This is a genomic window from Hathewaya limosa, assembly GCF_030815255.1.
Lineage (GTDB): Bacteria > Bacillota > Clostridia > Clostridiales > Clostridiaceae > Hathewaya > Hathewaya limosa.
This window is the reverse complement of sequence record NZ_JAUSWN010000003.1, coordinates 136753-157792: the sequence shown is the minus strand read 5'-3', so window position 1 is coordinate 157792 and position 21040 is coordinate 136753. Positions and strand designations below refer to the sequence as shown.

Genomic DNA, 21040 nt, shown 5'->3' with positions numbered 1-21040 from the left:
AAATGAAGGAAAATATTTATGATCAAAAATCAATAAAACAATTAATTTTTATTTTTTCTGTTCCGGCAATTTTATCATTGATTGTAGAAGTTCTTACATCTGTAGTTGATACAGCTTTTGCAGGGCATTTAGGAATTAAAAGTGCCAATGCTCTTACAGCAATGGGACTTATATCCACCATACTTACTATTTTTACGGCTATACAAACTTTATTTGCAATTTCTACGGCTATAATGATCGCAAAGTATTTAAATAATAGGAAGATTTTAAACAAATATTTTTTATGTGGATTTTCTATGACTATGTTAATATCAATATTAACATCTTTGGTATCTTATATATTTTTAAATCCTATACTTTCCATATTAGGTGCAAAGGGACAAGTATTACATCTAGCAAATCAATATTTAAAAATACAGTTAGTTAGTAATATATTTAGTGCTATAGGGTACACACTTACAAGTTGTATTCGTGCATTCGGATATCCAAAGATAGAAGCTATTATTATCACTTTAGCCGTTGTAGTTAATATTATTTTTAATTCTGTATTTACTTTTGGATTTTCAATGGGAATTGTGGGATTGTCAATTGGAACATTAATTTCAGAAGTTTTTGGTTCTGTTTTTTCTATGATATGGCTATATAGAAAAAAGCTGTTATTTGGAGGGTATGCATTTAGAAAAAGAGAATTTATAAACATGGCTTTTGATTTGTTTAAAATTGGTGCAGCACAAACGGTTATACAAATGTTGTCTAGCTTTACGGGATTCTTAATAAATAATCGTTTACTTAGTTTGGGTGGATCAACATATATAGCAGCATGGAATGTATCACAAAAATTATATATATTTATTTTAATGCCTATTGTAGGAATAACTCAAGGAGTGCAAACCATTATTTCATATTTTAATGGACATAAGGAAGATGAAAAAAAATCAAAAACTATTAAATCAACAATTATTTATTGTATGATCTATGGAATAATTGCTACAGTTGGTACTTTTCTTATGGGAGATAAAATGTTATATATTTTTGGAGTGACATCAGAAATACATAGAGTAGCTATTAAGATTATACGTGTAATTTTTATAACTTTTCCTTTTGTAGGTATACTTTATACAATTATGACTCTTTTACAAGTTACAAATAGAGAAGTTCAAGCAATTTTATTAGGACTTATAAGGCAGGTATTTTCTGTTATTCCATTTATAATAATATTCCCAATTGTTTTTTCAAAAATAGATATTGGAATTACACCTATATTTTCTATCTTTTTAGTAATACCATTGGCAGATATATTATCTACAATTGTTGCAGTAATACTTTTTAAAAAGACATCTAAGGATTTAAGATTAAAAGAATAATACATTTAACTTTTCAAGGTACACGATTTTTGAAATTTGAATCACCAAGTGGAGTTATTGAAAATTAAATATAATAAATGATTTTTAAGAGTATGAATAAGATGTTATATAGTAAATGAGGAGGAATTTATATATGAAGTTTATTTGGCATGAGAGTTTTTGAACAATTGAGGTTGAATTGGAATGATATATCTATAGGAAAAGAATGCACAAATCTTATTAGAGTATTAGCTATGGAACATGTGATGCAAGATTTAAATTGTATATGTTCAAAATATGGTTCTTTTCTTGATTATTATGAAAAAATAAGAAATTTAATAAAAAGGGAGATAGTTGAGGATTTTATTTGTCTTGGATATATAAAAATAAGCTTTATAAAAGTAGGTATAGCTACAATATTTGTCTTTGAAGAAAACGGAAAGAAACTTATTTATGCACCTTGTGATGTAAAACCATTTCCACATAATAATACTTTAAATAATGCAGATATAATGATAATAGGAAATACCTTTGTGGGAGATGTTTTAAAAGATGGTTTTGTTTTAGAAAAAGATAATAGTCTTAGACAAGAATTATTTAGCATGAAGGAAATAGAAGATATTAAAAATAAATATAATATAAAAAAAGTAATTGTTACGCACTTAGAAGAAGATTGGGGAAAATCATACGATGATTATATAAAATTACAGAAAGAATATGACAATATATTTTTTGCTTATGATGGAATGAATATAGACTTATAAATAACAGAATGTGTTTAAAAAAGTGGAAAAATAGCTTTCTATGATAAATTAAAGATCATAGAAGGCTATTTTTACTGATTTGTAAATTTCACCGGATAATATCTTTACCATTTTTATCTTTAAGGTTATATTGATACTTTCCATCTACCTCAATTACATTTTTAAACTAACTAGAATTATCTTAAAAAGTACTATCAGATAAAATGTGTATGAGCAGGAGTTATATAAGAAAAATAGAAGCACCAAATTGTGAGAATTCCTTCTCAATAGAAACTTTGTCTATAATAGAGAAAGTAAGCTGTGATAAAGTAGTTATTATTGAATAACTACTTTATCACAAGTATAATGGTCATATGTATAATTTATGAGCATGGAGTAAAAAAATGGCACAATGTTATATACACCATTGTGGAATCAATAAAGGTAATGAAAAACAAAAACATGTTTTAAAAATTTAATATGGATATAAATGATTATTTAATAATGTAGTAGACATAAAAATTTGTTTTGGGTGGTGATAGTATTAGTAAACACTTATTTAATGTAATACCTAATAATTTATTTTCTCCTTTAGCTTCTACAAATAGGTATTTATATGCTGAAGTTATTTTTATTGCTTATAAATTAGTACAAAATGGATTATCTTATGGCATAGATAGAGAAATATTGGTGGACGAAATAGAATCTTTATTAAAAGATAGAAATATAGAAAACTTAAATGAGGAGATAGGAGAAAACTATTTAAGCTTTAAGGATAAAGCTAATATCTTAGTTAGAAAGTTAATAGATTATGGATGGTTTTACAAAGAGATTACAGATAATTATAAAGAAATAATTAACTTTAATGATTATGCAGTAGTTATAATAGATGCCTTAAAGAAAATTATAAACAAAGAAACCTTAGAATATCAAGGAAATATCATATCTATATATCATTTATTATATTCTACAGAAAACATAAATAATGGGGTATTGTTAAAGCAAGTTTTTGAAAATACCAAGGAAGTAATTGGAGCATTAAAAACTCTAAATGCAAATATAAAGAAGTACATAGATAACTTAACAAAAAAGCAAACACCTGAAGAAATAATGGAGGTTCTCTTTAAGGATTATATGATAAATATAATAGATAAGTCCTATCATAGACTTAGGACTTCAGATAATATATCAAAATATAGACCTAAAATTATTTCTAAATTAGAAGAATTAAGTTATGACAATAATTTTGTAGAGGATGCAGCAAAGTTTTTCATGGAGGAAGAAAATTTAAAAGAACTAGAAGAAGGAAGAGATAAGGTTATAACAATCGTACAGAATATTATATATGCTTTTAATAATTTAGATGATATCATGGAGCAAATAGATAGCAAAAACACAAAATATCAGAGAGTAGCAGTAACAAGAGCTAAGTTTTTATTAAATAATTCAAGAGATTTAGTAGGACAGGTAAAGCGAATATTACAGTTTGCAGCAGATAGTTATAAGGCGGCTGAAATGAAGCTTACTGATGATGCAATAGATGAAATTATGGATTTATTCACATTATATACCCATGGATATATCGATGAAACTTCTTTTTATACTTCAAATGAAGGAAAAAAATCTTTTGCACCAAAAAAATTAACCTTAAAGAACATATCCAAAGAAGAAAGAGAAAAAAAGATTGTTCAATTTAGAAAAAAACAGGAGAAAAAATATACTTTGGAAAAGGTTAATAAGATAACTTTAGAACTATTACAAGATAAATCTATGATATATGCAGGAGATATAAAGATTAATTCAGTAGAAGACTTTATCAAGATTATATACATAAGGCTATATGGAACATCTATACTTGCAAAATATAGTATTAAAAAAAGAGAAGATATAATAAATAATGATGGATATAGTTACAAAAACTTTGAGATCTGGAGGAAGTAAACTTGAAGGTAGAGCAGTTTAATATAAGGAACAAGGAAAGTTTTAAAAAAGTATGCAATAAGCTTTTAAGTGTATGTTTTATATGTAAGAAAAAAGAAGAAACAAAAGGTGATTATTATTTTATAGAAAGCAATTTGGAAGCTTTAAATGAATACCTAAGTTTATTAGACTATGAGATAGAATTAAATAAAACCATCGGAGTTGCTCAGCTTGTAAATAAGAATAATTCAAACAAGGTTAATCTTAAGCTTATAGATAGCATCTTACTTTTGATTCTTAGAATACTTTACTATGAAAAAATGGAGGAACTAAGTCTTACAGAGGATATAATGGTTCAGGTATCAGAGATACAAGAAAAGTTTATAGCTTTAGAATTTCAAGATAAAATAATTGATAAAACAAAGCTTTTAGACAGCTTAAGAGTTTTAAAAAGGTACAATATAGTTCAAAACTTAGATTCCAATATGACCTTAGGAGATTCAAGAATTATAATATATCCTTCTATCCTTATGGCATTAAGAATGGAGGATATAACAAAGGTATATGAAAAGTTAAATACTTATAAGAGAAAGGAGATAAAAGAAGATGAAGAAGTTAACAGCGATGAGGCTTATTAATTGGCATGCTTTTGTAGATGAAACTATAGAGATAAAGAATTCGGTATTGCTTTCTGGTGAAAATGGAGCAGGAAAATCTACTATATTAGATGCTATACAATTTGTTTTGACTTGTAGTAAATATAATTTTAATAAAGCTGCCAATGAAGAGTCAAAGAGAAAACTTACAGGTTATGTAAGATATAAGACAGGAAGAGAAGAAAGTGAATATTTAAGGACAGGAGATGTAACCTCTCATGTGGCTCTAGAATTTTATGAAGAAAACAGAAAAAATTATTTTATCATAGGTGCTGTTATTGATTCATCCTCTGAAACCTCTGAAAAGGTTATGTTTTACAGAATAGAAAAGCATAGAATAAAGGATTTAAGTTATACATTTAATGGAGTTCCTTTAGATATATCTAAATTTAAAGCTACCCATAGGAATAAAAGCATTCAATCATATACTAACTATGGTGATGCAAGAAAGGATTTTCTAAATAAGCTTGGTAGAATAGGGGATAAGTTTAATAGCTTATTGCCAAAGGCTCTTGCATTTAAACCTATTACAGATGTTAAGGACTTTGTTTATCAGTATATATTAGAAGAAAAGGCCCTTAGTATAGATAATCTAAGGGAAAATATAAGAACTTACAATGAATGTCAAAATCTGGTGGATGATGTTAGAAGAAGAATAGAAAACCTTCAAAATATAAAAGAAAGCTATGGGGAATATGAAAGGGCAGTCAGCAACGTAAAACTTCATTCCTTTATTATTGATATAGTGGAAAGAGAAATATTAAAGGAAGAGATAAAAGCTTTAGAAGAAAAGATAAAATGTTGTAAAAATAATAAACTATTAGAGGAAAGAAAGCAGGAAGAATTAAATAATTTAATAAGACAAAACGAAAATAAAAAAGATAACCTTCAAATAACCTTAAACACTAACGAGGAATATTTAGCACTAAGAGATATAAATAAAAATATATCAGAAAAGGAAATTAACATTCAAAGGTTAGCAAGTAGTAAAAGAACTTTTGTTAACAAATTAAGAGAAGAAGAAAGAAGGCTTCAAAAGTTAGAAAATCTTGGGATTGAAAAAATAGGAATAAGTACCTTTTTAAATTTAACTAAAGATCTTAATGGGAAGTTAGAAAACTTTATAAAGATTGCAAGGGATTTAAGTAAGAAATTAGATGAAAAAAGAGAAGAAGAGTTAAGAAATTCATTTAATTATGAAATAAACATTAAGAAACAAAAGGAAGAATTACAGAAAGTTGAAGAAAGCATAAAAGAATTAGAAAAGAGGAACCTTCAGTATCCTAAGAATGTTATTATCTTGAAGGAAGAAATAGTAGCTAAATTTAAAGCTTTAGGAATAAAGGATGAACCTAAAATATTATGTGAAGTATTAGAGGTTACAGATCCAAAGTGGAAAAATGCAGTAGAAGGATATTTGAACACTCAAAGATTTTATCTTATAGTTGAAGAAAAGAATTTTGACAAAGCTCTTGTTGAGTATGATAGATTGGTAAAGAAAAAAGGAATACATTCAGTAGGCCTTATAAACACCTTAAATCTAGATAAATATGATGAAGTAGATATAAATTCTTTAGCTGCCGTTGTTACATCTAAAAGTAGAGATGGTAAAAGATTTATCAATATGATTTTAGGAAAAGTAAGACGAGAAAAAGACATTAATAAACTTAAGGAATATAAAACATCTATTACACCAGATTGTATGGTTTATCAAAATCATGTGGCAAGGGCTATTGATAAGGAAATATACAAAAGACCTTATATAGGAGAAGAGGCTTATAAGATTCAACTAGAGGAGTTTAGAGAGAAAAGGAAAATACTTAAAGAAGATATAGATAATTTATTAGCAAAGAAAAAGGAGTTGGATAATGTAACAAATATTATAAAGGATATAAACCTAGAAAAGATAAGCGAAGAGGCTTATGTTGTTAGAGAAGAGAAAAATGAAATTTTAGAACTAGAATCTCTTAAAAAAGAAAAAGCATATTTATCCAATAATAGTACTTTCATGGAACTAACCTTTAAGCTAGAAGAAGTTAAAAAAGAAATTGACAGATTAAAAGAGGAATATAGCAAAGCAGTTAAAAACATAGGGTCATTAGAAACAGATATAAAATATGATAGAGAAAACTTAAATCATAAGGTTAATTCTCTAGAGTATAAAGAAGAGGATTTAAAGGAAAAAAGTTTAAAGGACTCAATTGTATTTGAAGAGGGAGAGAAAAGAGTTGAGACAGAAAGAAAAATTAAAAATCTAGAAACTATAAAGATAAATTTCACAACCTCAAAAAATAACAATGAAACAAGAAGGCAAAATAGACTAGAAAAGTTAAAGGAGCTGCAAGGAGATTATAATAGAGAGTATGAGTTTGGAGCAGCACCGGGAGAAGAAGGAGTAGATATCTTTTTAGGGGAACTTGAAAAGCTTAGAAAGAGTACTATCATAGAATATGAGGACAATGTAAAGAAAGCAAAGGAAAGAGCGGAGTTAGAGTTTAGAGAACACTTCATATCAAAAATAAATGAAAATATAACCGTGGCAAAAAAAGAATTTAAAGAATTAAATAGAGCTCTTCAAGGAGTTAAGTTTGGAAATGAAGAGTATGAGTTTAAGATAGAAAAGAGCAAGGATGCAAAGGTAAATAGATATTATGATATGATAATGGATGACAGAAATATAGGGGAAGGGTTTACACTATTTACTCAACAATATGAGGATAAATATAAGGAAGTCTTAGAAGAGTTGTTTGATAAGTTAACTATAGATAATGAAAGTGAAGATAAAGAACTACAGCGTTTTACAGATTATAGAACCTATATGAATTATGATATAAAAATCAAACATTCTAATGGAGAACATTCGTTGTTTTCAAAGGTTTGTAAGGAAAAAAGCGGTGGGGAAACTCAAACACCATATTATGTGGCTATGGCAGCTTCCTTTGTTCAGCTTTACTCTATGCCAACAAATTCCGAACCAATAGGTTTAATATTATTTGATGAGGCCTTTGACAAAATGGATGAAAGCAGGATAGTTGCTATGATGGAGTTTTTCAATAGAGTGCCATTACAATTAATAATTGCATCACCACCACAAAAAATAGATACTATAGCTCCTTTTGTAAATACTACTTTATTGGTTATAAAGGGAGAAGATTATAGTTTAATAGAGGGATATTGTAATGAAAAAATACAAGGAAAAGATACTAAATAATTTAATAGATGTTTATGAAAGAAGTTCCTTATACAAAGGGACTTCTTTAAATGAAAGAAAGATATCATTTAAGTTTACAGTTAAAAATATAAAAGATTATTTTGATGAAGACAATTATTTAAAAAAAGAAGAAATAGAGCAAAGTGCTAAAGAGTTAGAAAAACTCCAGCTTATCAAAATAATTTGGGGTAAAGGATACGAAAATCATCTTATAAAGAGAGTAGACTTAAATGTACATAAACTCAATGATGCTTACAAGCTATTGAAAAGAAAATCAAAGGAGAATCGTGAAGAAGAGTGCATTAATTTATTAAAAAAATATGTAAAAGAAGGTTTTGTTCTAGAAAAATTTTCAATAGAAATGATAAATAAGTTAGAAGAAAAAGCTTCTATAAAAAAATATTTAGATATAGAAAATATCGAAGAGTGTGAGAATATACTAAAGGCTCTTAAGAATGTTATAGATCAAGAAGAGGAGATATTTAAAAGAAATTTTTCAATAAGAGTATTTAGTGATTCAAAGAGATTTGAATCCATAGAAGGAAAGGTTTTAAGAATATTAAAAGATTTTACTGGCGAAGAAACATTGACCTTAGAAGAATTTAATATATTAAACAATCCAAGTTATGTTTATTTCAAAGGAAATACTAGAATAAAGCTAAAGAATAAGGTTTTGGATATAGTTGATCTAAAATTTGGCATAGGAATAAGTTCAAAAGATTTAAATGAAATAAGAGAGATAGAGATAAACACTTCTAAGATAATAACAATAGAAAACCTAACAACTTTTAATACATTTAATGAAGATGATTTTGTTTGTATATACTTAGGAGGATTTCACAATAATGCAAGAAGGGAGCTTCTTAAAAAGATAAAGAAGGATAATGAAGGTAAGCAATTTTATCATTTCGGAGATATAGATTGTGGGGGATTTAAGATACTTAAACATTTAAGAGAAAAAACTTCTATAGACTTTATTCCATATAACATGAATTTAGAAACTTTAATTAATGGAAGAAGTTATTGTAGGGATTTAACACAAAATGATAAGAGAAAGTTAGAAGAAATGCTTAAGGAAGAAAGTTTTAAGGAATTTTATAATGTTTTTGAGTATATGTTAAAAGAAAATACAAAACTTGAACAAGAGCATTTATATATTTAGTATGATATCTTACAAATAGTTATTCGATTTAAATATTGGTTGATTAAATCATATAACATGCAAAAATAACATCTTCATAAAAACAATACTATTTTGATCTAAATCTTGGTCTACTTTTGATTTAGTAGTAAATAACCATTAGATAAAATTTAATTAAAATTAAATCTAGTGTATAAAGTTACACACACTTAAATCTTTTCTTTTACAAGATAACTTTTTTATTGAATATGTAAATATATGTGATATAATGTAATTAATTTAATAAATAGCTAGGGGTGCCATTTATGTGGCTGAGAGGGACAAAAATCCTAACTCTAAGAACCTGATATGGTTAATACCATCGTAGGGAAGCGAATTAATTAATGTTTATAATATTATATTTGAATTAATTGGCTTGCTTTTTGCAAGCTTTTTTTATTAGTATTTGTTATTTAAAGTGTTGTTTTAAAGTTATAAATACAAATAATAAAGCACAATTAATTTTAAATTTAATTATATAGAATGTTAATAAACACCTAGCAAATTAAAGTTAGGTGTTTTTCTTTTTGAAAGAAGGTGAAAAGATGAAGATTAATGGAAAAGAGTTTTCAAGTGAAGGAATTAAAAATATTAGTAGTTTACTAAATAAGCTTAATGTTAATGAATCAAAAGTTGTTGTAGAACTTAATAAAGAAATAATAGCAAAAGAAGACTATTCAAAGATTAACTTAGAAGATGATGATACCATAGAAATTGTATCCTTTGTAGGTGGAGGCTAATAAAACTTAATCTTTAATTTAGGTAATAATTGATACCATGGGGAATAAAAGATGACTTATATAAAAGGAGTTTTATAGTTGAGAGAAAAATTTCTTATTAAAGTTAATGAAAAAGATACAGCAATTGAAATAGGAGAAACTTGTTTTAAACTTAAAGAGAAAATTAAACCTAATAGTGATTTAATTATTTTAAATGGGACTTTACTAAATGAGGATCAAAGATTAAAACAAGGGGATAAAATTGTTTTTATAAAAAAGGGACAATCTCCAACCAAAGAGGAATTACAGAAATTACTTATATTAAGGCATACTTCAAAGGTTCATGAAAAGGTTAGAAAAGCTAAAATTGGTATTGCTGGTGCTGGAGGACTTGGATCTAATATAGCCATATCCTTAGCTAGACTTGGAGTTGGATATATTAAAATTGTGGATTTTGATATAGTAGAACCTTCTAATTTAAATAGACAACAATATTTTATTAAGGATATTGGTGAATATAAAGTTAAAGCTTTAAAAAAACATATTTTAGATATAAATCCTTTTATAGAAGTAGATGATTTAGTAGAAAAAATAGAAAAACATAATATAAAAGAAATATTTAAGTCGGTTGATATAATCATAGAAGCTTTTGACAAGGCAAAGTATAAGGCTGATTTATGTAATGAAGTTTTAACTAAAATGAAGGATAAGAAAGTTATAGCATCATCAGGTATGGCAGGATTCTATTCCTCCAATGATATAACTACTAAAAAGATAACAAGTAAATTTTATATTTGCGGAGATGGAATAAATGGATCTAAGAAAGGTTCAGGACTGATGGCACCAAGAGTATCGATATGTGCAAATCATATGGCAAACATGGCCTTAAGAATTATTTTAGGAGAAGAGGAGAGTTAATTATGGGAGATATATTAAAAATAGGTGGAAAAGAATTAAATAGTAGATTATTTGTAGGGACAGGCAAATATCCTTCAAACAAACTTGTAAAAGATGTTTTAGAGAAAAGTAATTCACAGGTTGTAACTTTAGCAATAAGAAGAATAGATTTAGATAATAAAGAGGAAGATATCTTATCTAATATACCTAAAGATGTGATTTTACTTCCTAATACATCAGGAGCAACTAATGCAGAGGAAGCAGTACGAATAGCAAGAATAGCTAAAGCCATGGGGTGTGGTAACTGGATTAAAATTGAGGTTATTTCAGATTCTAAATATTTACTTCCAGATAATGAGGAAACTATAAAAGCTACTGAGATTTTAGCAAAGGAAGGATTTCAAGTATTTCCATATATGTGTCCAGATTTATATGCAGGAAGAAGATTAATAGAAGCTGGTGCTGCTGCAGTTATGCCTTTAGGTGCCCCAATAGGAAGTAATAAAGGGGTAATGACTAAGGAACTTATTCAAATTATGATAGATGAACTTGATATTCCTATTATAGTTGACGCAGGAATAGGAAAACCTTCACAGGCTATGGAAGCTATGGAAATGGGTGCTGCTGCCTGTTTAGTAAATACAGCTATAGCATCTTCAAAGAATCCAGGGAATATGGCAAAAGCTTTTAGTTTAGCTGTAGAAGGTGGACGTCTTGCCTATTTATCTAAGTTTGGTAAGGTATCAAATAAAGGAAACGCATCATCACCATTAACAGGTTTTCTAGGATAATAGATAATAATATAGATATATACGTAATTTTAAAATTAAATAGAAATTAATAGATTTGATTTAAATATATAAATCTTAAATTAGGAATTATATTAAGATAAAATCGAGGAGATAAAAATGAGTTTTTATAATACAGTAGAGAAATTTAGAAACTTTAATTTTACTGAATATTGGGAAAAGGTAGAGCTTGATGATGTTTTAAGAAGTATTAATGAAGTAAATCCAAGTTATGAAGACCTACTAAATTTATTATCACCTAAAGCAGAGGAAGCTCTAGAAGAAATGGCAGTAAAGGCCAGGGAATTATCATTAAAGCATTTTGGAAGAACTGTATTACTTTATACACCTATTTATATAGCAAATTATTGTGTAAATAAATGTGCATACTGTGGTTATAATCTTGAAAATTCTATATGCAGAAAAAAACTTACTATGGAAGAAATTAAAATGGAGTCAGAGGCAGTATCAAAACAGGGATTTAAACACATTATTTTATTAACAGGAGAAAGTCCAGTACATTCACCTACTAGCTACATAGTAGATGCCATAAAAACAATGAAAGAGTATTTTCCATCAATCACTTTAGAAGTACAACCATTAAGTGAGGAAGATTATAAAAAAGCAGTACAAGCAGGTGCCGATGGACTTACTGTATATCAAGAAACATATGATGAAAAGGTTTATGATAAAGTTCATCTAGCAGGTCCTAAAAAGAATTATAAGTTTAGATTAGATGCCCCAGAAAGAGGAGCTAAAGCTGGCATGAGAAGTTTAAGCATTGGAGCATTATTAGGACTTGCCGACTTTAGAAAAGATGCTTTTTTTACAGCACTTCATGGAGAATATCTAAGAAAAAAATATCCTCATATAGATGTGGTTTATTCCGTACCAAGAATAAGACCTTGTGCAGGAGGATTACGAGAATTAAACACAGTAGATGATAAAAGAACAGTACAAATTATGCTTGCTTATAAAATATTTGCACAACAAAGCGGAATTAATATATCCACAAGAGAAGATCATGAAATGCGAAGACATCTAATTCCACTAGGAATAACAAAAATTAGTGCTGGAGTATCTACAGAAGTGGGAGGACATGCTTTAAATTCCAAAGGAACTTCTCAATTTACAATAAATGATGAGGGAACAGTTGAAGAGGTAAAAAATATGATAATACAAGCAGGGTTTCAACCAATATTTAAGGATTGGGAAAGATTTTGATTTATTTAATTACTAATAGACATTTAGTTAGTGAAGAAAGGTATTTTCAAATCTTAAAAGAAGCTTCATTAGCCGGAGTAAACAATATAATTCTAAGAGAAAAGGATCTATCAAATGAAGATTTTAAGAAGCTATATTATAAGGTGAGAAATATAGTAAACCCTAATACTAATATAATCATAAACTCTAAAATACAGGTATTTAAAGAAGTGAAAGAAAATACTATTCATCTTTCTTTTAAAGATTTTATAAACTTAAAAGATAACTCCATAAAAAATATAGGGGTATCAGTTCATACTGTGGAAGAAGGAATTAAAGCTAATAATCTAGGATGTAGTTATATTTTAGCATCACATATTTTTCATACAAAATGTAAAGAAGGATTACAACCTAAAGGTCTTAACTTTATAAAAGAATTAAAGGAAAATATAACATGTCCTATAATTGCATTAGGAGGAATTACAGCATATAATGCGGGCCACGTAATAAAAGCTGGTGCAAATGGAGTGGCACTAATGTCTGCATTTTTTCAATGTGAAAGTATTGGAAAATTAGTTAAAAGTATTAATAGAAATGATTGAGAATAGCTGTAATATACTAATTAAAAACTGCACATTATAGTTTGTTATTTATAAATTAAGGAAGATCGTATTAGTCAATATGATTATGAAAACATAGAAAATTATTGAAATAGATAGATTAAATAGTATAAAATATCTAGTGAACTTAGTAAATTTACTAGATATTTTTTGTTTTAGGGGGGAATGACTGTGAAGAAAAAGTCGTTTATAAAAGTTGGTTTTTTATTAATAATTGTTCTAATTGTAGGAAGTATATTGGCAATACAAAATTGTCTTATAAAATATCCTAGAGGGAATGAGAAAATTCCTTATTATAATCAAAAGGATGTAAGATGGGGAAAGAAGTTATATGGTAAAACAGATACTATAAAAAATGCAGGCTGTGGACCAACTTGTTTAGCTATGATTATATCAGGGATAACAGGAAGAAAAGATATAAATCCTAAAATCATTGCAGACTGGTCAGTAGAAAATGGGCATAGAGCTGAGGGAAATGGTTCATATTGGTCCTTAATGATTAAAGGTGGACAAGCATTTGGGTTAAATGTAGAAAATGTAAGTAGAAAAGATACAGATAAAATATTAAAATCCTTACAAGAAGGAAAAGTAATTATTGTAAGTGTAGATAAAGGTAAAATTGCATCTGGAGGACATTTTATAGTTTTAAGAGGAATAACTAAAAAAGGTAAGATTTTAATGTATGATCCTAATAGCATTCTAAATTCTAAAAAAGAATGGGATTCAGATATAATTTTTAATGAAAGTTCTACTAATGGTGGAGAGGCTGGAAAGCCATTTTGGATTTTTGATAAAAGGTAATGAATAAATGGAATAATAACCATTAAAGGAGTTACAATTCCAAGAGATAATATAAGATACATTACAAAATCCAAGGGACTTAAAGTAGTTTTTAAATAAAAGTTATAGTATTAAAATTAATTTGAAGTTGTTAATTGCGACATAATGTTTTTAAAATTTTTATTTTTATAAAGTTTATATTTATGTTTTTCTGAAAATTATAAGATATAATATTATACAAATAGAATTATTTTAGGAGGTATTATACTTGGAAACTGTAGATTACAATAGAAAATTTAATAATTATTATTTTAATTATTTAGGTATATCTGAAAAAGAAATTAAAGCAAAAAAACAGTTTTTCCATGTATACAAAGAGATATACCCTTAAACAATGATTTTTTTATATAAACTGATAATAACTAATCTAAAAGGGAATAACATTTTTTCTATATCTCCTAGTTTATATAATGCTTTTAAAAAATATACAAAATCTTTTAAAACTCTTAATACTGATGAACTTTCTATAAATATAAAAAAATTTTGTGATCATAATTTGCAAAATTATAGCATTAAAAATATGTATCGAATGACCTTAGAACATCCAAGAAAATATGGTTTATACGAACGAACAATATAGAAATAGAGGATATGGGAAACAGGTTACAACTGGCATATTAAATTGGTGTATTGAAAATAATGTTTTACCAATTTATTTAGTAGATGAAAAAAATACATATTCAATTAAATTAGCAGAAAGTTTAGGATTTAAGATAAAGTCTAAGGAAATTGTTGTTAGCTATTTTATATGATTTTAAATAAGTGTATTAGTGAAAAATTGTTATTTAACTAATATACTTTTCTTTTTTTAGTTTTTTGGAATTAATTTGGAAAAACTATATAGAAAATAAGCAAAATTAAATATATAATAAAGTTAGGTTATTTAAGAAGAGGTTTTTGTTGCGGAAAAATATTAAGTTTTACAATTACACAAAACAACATTTATGGAGTGAGGAAATGAAAAATTTAGCTAATATTAAAATTTTGTCTTGTGGAGAAATCCCAAATAGAATTATAGAAAATATAGCACAACATAAAATTGAAAAATATAATTATATAAATATCAAAAATGGTAGCTTTTTTAAATATTATATAAAATTTTTTATAAAAGAAGAAAGTTTAGTAAAAAATCTAACAATTTATAAGAAACATGATAAAAAAAATATAGAAGAGTTAGATGAAGTTTTTAAGGATTTAGATATAGCTATTATTATAGGGGATTTAAAAGATGAAAATTCTTTTAGAAATATGAGATCAATAGCAAAAACAGCTAGAAAAAAGGGGATCTTATTAATTGGTGTAGTTTTAGTACCAACTTTTCAAGATAAAACTGAACAAATAAGATTAAAAAAAGAAATACATGGACTAATAAGAGTAATGGATACTGTAATTCCTCTAGAACTAGAAAAGATAGCAGCCAGTATTAAAGCTCCTCTCATAGATGAAAAAGGTGTGGAGTTTTATGAGTCATATCCTTTATTTTGTATTCAACAATTAATAAAGTTCTTTGAGGCAAATGGAGCAATACGTATAAATAAAAAAGACTTATATAATGTATTTTCAGAAGGGGGATTAGGATATATATCTATGGGTTATGGTATGGGTCAAGAAAAATTAGAAACAGCAATAGATTCGATCTTTATTCCAAATCCTGAACTTACTACATATGCTAAATTCTTAGTTTCTATATGTGTTCCTGAAGATATGAAGATAAGTTATATAGATGAAGTATTAAATAAAATCAATGAAAAGTTAGAATGTAACGTAAGCGTAACTTTTAAAGCAACCTTAGAAAAAGATAGAAAAGATGATCTGTTTATAAGTGTAATTGGAATAAAATAATGTTTTGAAGTTAAATTTGAAAAGTAAAGTATTTCTATCAATTTAAATTAATATGTAATGTTGAAAAATTAATTGATAAATAATAAAAAATTGTTTGACAATACAATAATTTAGTAGTATGATTAGTAATCAATAAGATTAAATTCTTAGAAGGAAAGAGTAAATATATACAGAGTATCCAAAGCGAGTAGGGTTGGTGAGAGCCTATGAGAAACGTAATATTGAAAGACATTCCTGAGATATTTATCTGAAATATGTAGTAGGATAAATCGGGTTTCCTCCGTTATAGGGACTTGAGATAATAGTGTATTAATGCATTGTTAAATTAGGATGGTACCGTGAACATACAAGTCTTCACTCCTAAAAAGGAGAGGAGACTTTTTTTATTTACAAAAAAAGAGCTCATTTTGTAAAAGGTATATATTCTAATTTCTTAAACATTATTAAAAAGGGTGGTACCGCGAAATATTTTGCCCCTTGAGTTATAAATGACTCAAGGGGTTTTATTTTTGGAGGTAATAAAAATGAATAGAATATTAATATGTGAACTTAAAAACTATTTAAATAAAAAAGTATGTATTCAAGGATGGATTTACAAAATAAGAAAGCTAAAGTCTATAACCTTTGTAATTCTTAGAGATAGAAGTGGGTTAATTCAGTGTATAGTTAATAATAATGAAGCTGACTTAACTAAAATAAGTTTAGAATCTGTTGTGTCTATTTGTGGCATTGTTAAAGAAAGTTGTAATAAATTAAATCTTTTTGAAGTGCAAGTAGAAAGTTTAGATATTATAAATGAAGTTAAACATGAACTTCCAATAGAATTAAATAAAGAAAACTTAGATGTTAATTTAGACACAATGCTTAATAATAGATTTTTAAGTCTAAGACATTGTAAAATAAATAGTATTTTTAAAATACAAAATTTAATAGTAGAAGCTTTTAGATATTTTCTAAATAAAGAAGGGTTTATGGAAATTTATACTCCTAAACTTGTGAAAGAAGGGGCAGAAGGTGGAACAGATCTTTTTGAAGTAAACTATTTTGAAAATAAAGCTTATCTTGCACAAAGTCCTCAGTTTTATAAACAAATGATGGTAGCAGCAGGATTTGAAAGAGTTTTTGAAATAGGTCATGCCTATAGAGCCGAGGAACATAATACTAATAGACATCTTAATGAATATGTAAGTTTGGATTTGGAAATGGGCTTTATAGAAGATGAACAGGATATCATGAACTTAGAAGAAAAATTATTAATATATATACTTCAAGTACTAAAAGTTAAAGGACAAAAATATTTGGATTTATTAGAAGTATCTTTACCTACAATAAATGATGAAATTCCTAAGATTCAGTTTAAAGATGCTTTAAATATATTAAAAGAAAAATATAATAAAGATGATTTAGAAGAAGATTTAGATCCTGATGCTGAAAAACTTATATGTAAATATGCAAAAGAAAAATTTAATAGTGATTTTATATTTATAACTAATTATCCTAGAGTTAAAAGACCAATGTATACAATGCCTTGTGGAAACACTGGAACACATAGTTTTGATTTATTGTTCAAAGGAATAGAAATTACTACTGGTGGACAAAGAATCCATAACTATGATGAATTAGTAGAAAACATGAAATATAAAGGTCTTAATCCTAATAACTATGAAAGTTATTTAGAAATATTTAAGTATGGGATGCCTAAGCATGGAGGATTAGGTATGGGTCTAGAAAGACTTACAGCAAGAATTTTAGATCTTAAAAATGTAAGAGAAGCAACGCTAATTACAAGGGATAGAAAAAGATTAATTCCATAAAAAATTTATTTAGCACCTAAATTTAAAAGTTTAGGTGCATTTTTATTTAGTAAACCTTTTGCAATTAATATAAATGATAATTAGTATTTTTTACGTCATAAATTCAAGATGTTTTATTATGTACTTTTAGATACTTTATTGTAAAAATATACTATATATATATAGACATAACTTTCCACTAATAAAGCAATATTTAATTGTGTTAAATATTTACACATAATCTTGTTAAGAATATGTTAATAACACGTTAAATATATGAAAAAAGATTGAATAAGATGTAAACGATACATTAAAATTATCTTAATAAGAAGTAATTAAATAAAAAGTAAAAATTTTTATAAAAAGGAGAATAAAAAATGAGAAAAAGATTTTTAAGTACATTAATAGCATTAACATTAACGACGGGTACAGCTTCTACAGTTTTTGCTAGTTCGACAACTAATAAGTCTACCAACATAAATGAGTTATATAAAAATGCCTATACTGCAACTATGAAAAGTTTAAATGAAAAAACTCAATCATCTATAAAAGAAGCTAGAGAAGCCATTGGTAAATTACCTAAATCATTAGATTGGGCAATTGGGGAATTTTCAAAACAAGTAGATACAGTACAACATCCTATTTTTGTAGAAATCGTTAATTCTATAGAAAAATCAAAAAATACTAATAAGCAAGATGATATAAATAGTGGAAGAGAATTAGTTAAGGATGTAATAGAAGATCAATATAAAAGAACATGGTCATCTGATTTAGATAGAGTTCAACAAAAAAAGATTGAAAGATTAATTCAAAATGTAAATAAATTAAATGTTGCTAATAGTGATGCCCTAGAAGTAATTGAAGAAGAATTAAATGATCTAAGTAAAGTAAAATATAATAATACAGTTAAGAACTTTGTTGATACTTATAGTGATCAAATTTTTACCAAGATAACTGGAACAAAAGAATTAGTTGATAAATATTCTCAAATAGTTGAAAAAAAATTAAGTAACGAAGAAATTAAACAAATTAAAAATTGTGCAAATGCAGAAAAATTAACAAGCATATTAAAAGAATCTAAAGCTGATAAAAACAAAATGCTTGAAGCTGCAATTTATTGGACAAACTCAACTGAAAATGCTGATATTGACAAGTTAACTAAAGAAGTAACAACTTATAAGGTTAATGATGAAAAAGCAGAAAAACTACCAAAAGAAAATTCTCAAAAAGAAGCTGATGAAAGAAAACAATCTGAAGAAAATGATAATTTAAGTAGTTTATTTAAATATGTAAAAGAAAAACAAAATAAAGAAGAAGAAAAACTTAATAAATTAATAAAAGAAAAAAAAGAAGAAGAAAAGTTAAATGTTGAAAAAACTCAAAATGAAATTCAAAAGCAAGAAGAACAAAACAAAGAAGTTGGAATAAAAAGTAATTTATTAAATAAAGGAATTCAAAGAAGAGGAGTTTCTTACCAAAAGAGTTTCTTAGTATTTAAAATGGTTAATGCTAAAATTACTAAAGATCAAACTATCACTATTGCAGGAAAAACAGTTAATATTTTAAAAGGTGATACTTCAAGTAAAATAAAAGATAGAATTATTAAAGAATTTGAAAATGATTCAAATTGGGAAGCTAATAGAGGTTATTTATTAGTACAAGAAAAAAGTGCAAGTGTGGGACTTGTATCTAAACAAATTAAAGATAATGTTGATAACTTAACTGTAGGAAGTAGTGAAATTAGTTTTGTTCAATACGATGATACTAAGGGAGATCTTGGACAATCAGAAGTTAAAGAAAAATGTGAAGTAATGGTAACTAGACAAGCTAGTGAAGATCAAACATTAACACTAACAGTTAAAGGTTATATACTAAATATTAATATAGGGACTGTTACAATTAATGTACCAAAAGGAGATAGTACTCAAAAAATAGCAAAATCCATAGAAGCCGCTTTTAAAGCACATAGTAATATCTCAAGAATCTTTAACATTACTTTAGATGAGTCAAATTCAAAAGTTACTTTAACTCAAAAAATAGCTGATAATTTAGGTACTACTGTAGAAGTTGAAAAAGAAAATGCTAAAAAAATATCAGAACAACAAAGAAAAGCCGAAGAATTAAAAAAACAACAACTTGAGCAAGAAGCAAAAATAAAAGCTGAAAAAGAAGCTGAAGCTAATAAAATTGCAGAACAGCAAAGAAAAACTGAAGAATCAAAAAAGCAACAAAAAGAAAATGAAGAAGATGATAATTTAAGCACTTTATATACACATGTAAAAGAAAAAAAAGATAAAAGTGAAGAGAAGCTTAACAAATTTGTAAAGGAACAAGAAGAATCACAAAAGTTAGACACTGAAAAAACAAAAAAAGAAATTCAAAAACAAGAAGAACAAAATAAAGAAGTTGGAATAAAAAGTGTTCTATTGAATAAAGCAATTAGAGAAAAAGGAGTATCTTATCAAAAAAGCTTTTTAGTATTCAAAATGACTAATTCTAGGATTGCTGAAGATCAAACTATTACAATTGCAGGAAAAAATATTAAGATCTTAAAAGGTGATACTTCAAGTAAAATACAGGACAGAATTATTAATGCATTTGAAAATGATTCAGCTTGGACATCAGGAGTAGGTTATGCGATGGTACAAGAAAAAAGCGCAAGTGTAAGACTTATATCTAAACAAATTAAAGATAATGTTGATAATTTAGCTGTAGGAAGTAGCGAAATTAGTTTTGTTCAATACGATGATACTAAGGGAGATGTTGGACAATCGGAAGTTAAAGAAAAATGTGAAGTAATGGTAACTAGACAAGCTGGTGAAGATCAAACATTAATTCTAAATGTTAAAGGTTATATACTAAATATTAACATAGGAACTGTTACAATTAATGTATCAAAAGGAGATAGTACTCAAAAAATAGCAAAATCTATAGAAACTGCTTTTAAATCACAAAGTAATATTTCAAGAATCTTTAATATTACTTTAGACGAATCAAATTCAAAAGTTACTTTAACTCAAAAAATAGCTGATAATTTAGGTACTACTGTAGAAGTAGTGAAATAATTATATAAATAAGTTATAAAATAATATAGCTAGTAAAACCTTTTAGTTTTGCTAGCTATATCTTTATAATTTTAAAAGGTATATTAGCAAATATTTATGTTTTAGCTGATATACTTTTTTATTATTAAGATTTTCGTAAGTTTTCTACTTATCTATTTTACTCTTTATAAGAAACTTTGTTTAACACATCAAATATACAATAATCATTTTAGCTAACAAC

At 26.5% G+C, this 21040-nt stretch carries 17 protein-coding genes, 1 riboswitch and 1 other annotated feature; all 17 genes read left to right on the top strand.

The features are described from left to right. The first annotated feature begins 2 nt into the window (after positions 1-2). Positions 3-1364, top strand: a complete 1362-nt coding sequence (locus QOZ93_RS03030) for an MATE family efflux transporter (protein WP_307355068.1) — start codon at positions 3-5, stop codon at positions 1362-1364. Positions 1365-1513: 149 nt separating this feature from the next. Then, positions 1514-2107 (top strand): MBL fold metallo-hydrolase, encoded by a 594-nt coding sequence (locus QOZ93_RS03025; RefSeq protein WP_307355067.1) that lies wholly within the window; start codon positions 1514-1516, stop codon positions 2105-2107. Positions 2108-2614: 507 nt separating this feature from the next. Continuing rightward, entirely contained in the window at positions 2615-4027 is a 1413-nt protein-coding gene (locus QOZ93_RS03020) for a Wadjet anti-phage system protein JetA family protein (protein ID WP_307355066.1), read from the top strand. A gap of 2 nt (positions 4028-4029) precedes the next feature. Then, a complete protein-coding gene (locus tag QOZ93_RS03015; RefSeq protein WP_307355065.1) occupies positions 4030-4644 on the top strand; it encodes a DUF4194 domain-containing protein in 615 nt (204 codons plus the stop codon). Next, positions 4613-7873, top strand: coding sequence for an ATP-binding protein (locus tag QOZ93_RS03010; protein ID WP_307355064.1), 3261 nt, complete (start codon positions 4613-4615; stop codon positions 7871-7873). Before QOZ93_RS03015 ends, QOZ93_RS03010 begins: the two co-directional genes overlap by 32 nt. Beyond that, positions 7842-9035 (top strand): Wadjet anti-phage system protein JetD domain-containing protein, encoded by a 1194-nt coding sequence (locus QOZ93_RS03005; RefSeq protein ID WP_307355063.1) that lies wholly within the window; start codon positions 7842-7844, stop codon positions 9033-9035. Before QOZ93_RS03010 ends, QOZ93_RS03005 begins: the two co-directional genes overlap by 32 nt. Positions 9036-9296: 261 nt before the next feature. Beyond that, positions 9297-9401: riboswitch (TPP riboswitch) on the top strand. Positions 9402-9580: 179 nt separating this feature from the next. Beyond that, positions 9581-9793, top strand: a complete 213-nt coding sequence (gene thiS / locus QOZ93_RS03000; protein ID WP_307355062.1) for a sulfur carrier protein ThiS — start codon at positions 9581-9583, stop codon at positions 9791-9793. 78 nt (positions 9794-9871) lie between these two features. Then, a complete protein-coding gene (thiF, locus tag QOZ93_RS02995; protein ID WP_307355061.1) occupies positions 9872-10690 on the top strand; it encodes a sulfur carrier protein ThiS adenylyltransferase ThiF in 819 nt (272 codons plus the stop codon). A 2-nt stretch (positions 10691-10692) separates the two neighbouring features. Continuing rightward, entirely contained in the window at positions 10693-11460 is a 768-nt protein-coding gene (locus QOZ93_RS02990; RefSeq protein WP_307355060.1) for a thiazole synthase, read from the top strand. A 117-nt stretch (positions 11461-11577) separates the two neighbouring features. Then, positions 11578-12681 carry a 2-iminoacetate synthase ThiH gene (gene thiH, locus QOZ93_RS02985; protein WP_307355058.1) on the top strand — a complete coding sequence of 368 codons (1104 nt, stop codon included), beginning with the start codon at positions 11578-11580 and terminating at the stop codon, positions 12679-12681. After that, the gene (locus QOZ93_RS02980) at positions 12678-13262 is read left to right on the top strand and encodes a thiamine phosphate synthase (protein ID WP_307355057.1); all 585 of its coding nucleotides are present in this window, start codon (positions 12678-12680) and stop codon (positions 13260-13262) included. The genes thiH and QOZ93_RS02980 overlap by 4 nt, the downstream gene beginning before the upstream one ends. A gap of 189 nt (positions 13263-13451) precedes the next feature. Then, positions 13452-14081, top strand: a complete 630-nt coding sequence (locus tag QOZ93_RS02975) for a C39 family peptidase (RefSeq protein WP_307355056.1) — start codon at positions 13452-13454, stop codon at positions 14079-14081. Positions 14082-14328: 247 nt separating this feature from the next. Then, the gene (locus tag QOZ93_RS02970) at positions 14329-14451 is read left to right on the top strand and encodes a hypothetical protein (RefSeq protein ID WP_307355055.1); all 123 of its coding nucleotides are present in this window, start codon (positions 14329-14331) and stop codon (positions 14449-14451) included. Positions 14452-14674: 223 nt separating this feature from the next. Further along, the gene (locus QOZ93_RS02965) at positions 14675-14872 is read left to right on the top strand and encodes a GNAT family N-acetyltransferase (RefSeq protein ID WP_307355054.1); all 198 of its coding nucleotides are present in this window, start codon (positions 14675-14677) and stop codon (positions 14870-14872) included. A 205-nt stretch (positions 14873-15077) separates the two neighbouring features. Beyond that, positions 15078-15962 carry an FtsZ/tubulin family protein gene (locus QOZ93_RS02960; protein ID WP_307355053.1) on the top strand — a complete coding sequence of 295 codons (885 nt, stop codon included), beginning with the start codon at positions 15078-15080 and terminating at the stop codon, positions 15960-15962. A 138-nt stretch (positions 15963-16100) separates the two neighbouring features. Continuing rightward, positions 16101-16327 (top strand) — a binding site (T-box leader). A 159-nt stretch (positions 16328-16486) separates the two neighbouring features. Then, entirely contained in the window at positions 16487-17776 is a 1290-nt protein-coding gene (gene aspS / locus QOZ93_RS02955; RefSeq protein WP_307355052.1) for an aspartate--tRNA(Asn) ligase, read from the top strand. Between the two features lie 356 nt (positions 17777-18132). Beyond that, positions 18133-20820, top strand: a complete 2688-nt coding sequence (locus QOZ93_RS02950) for a hypothetical protein (RefSeq protein WP_307355051.1) — start codon at positions 18133-18135, stop codon at positions 20818-20820. Positions 20821-21040 lie beyond the last annotated feature (220 nt).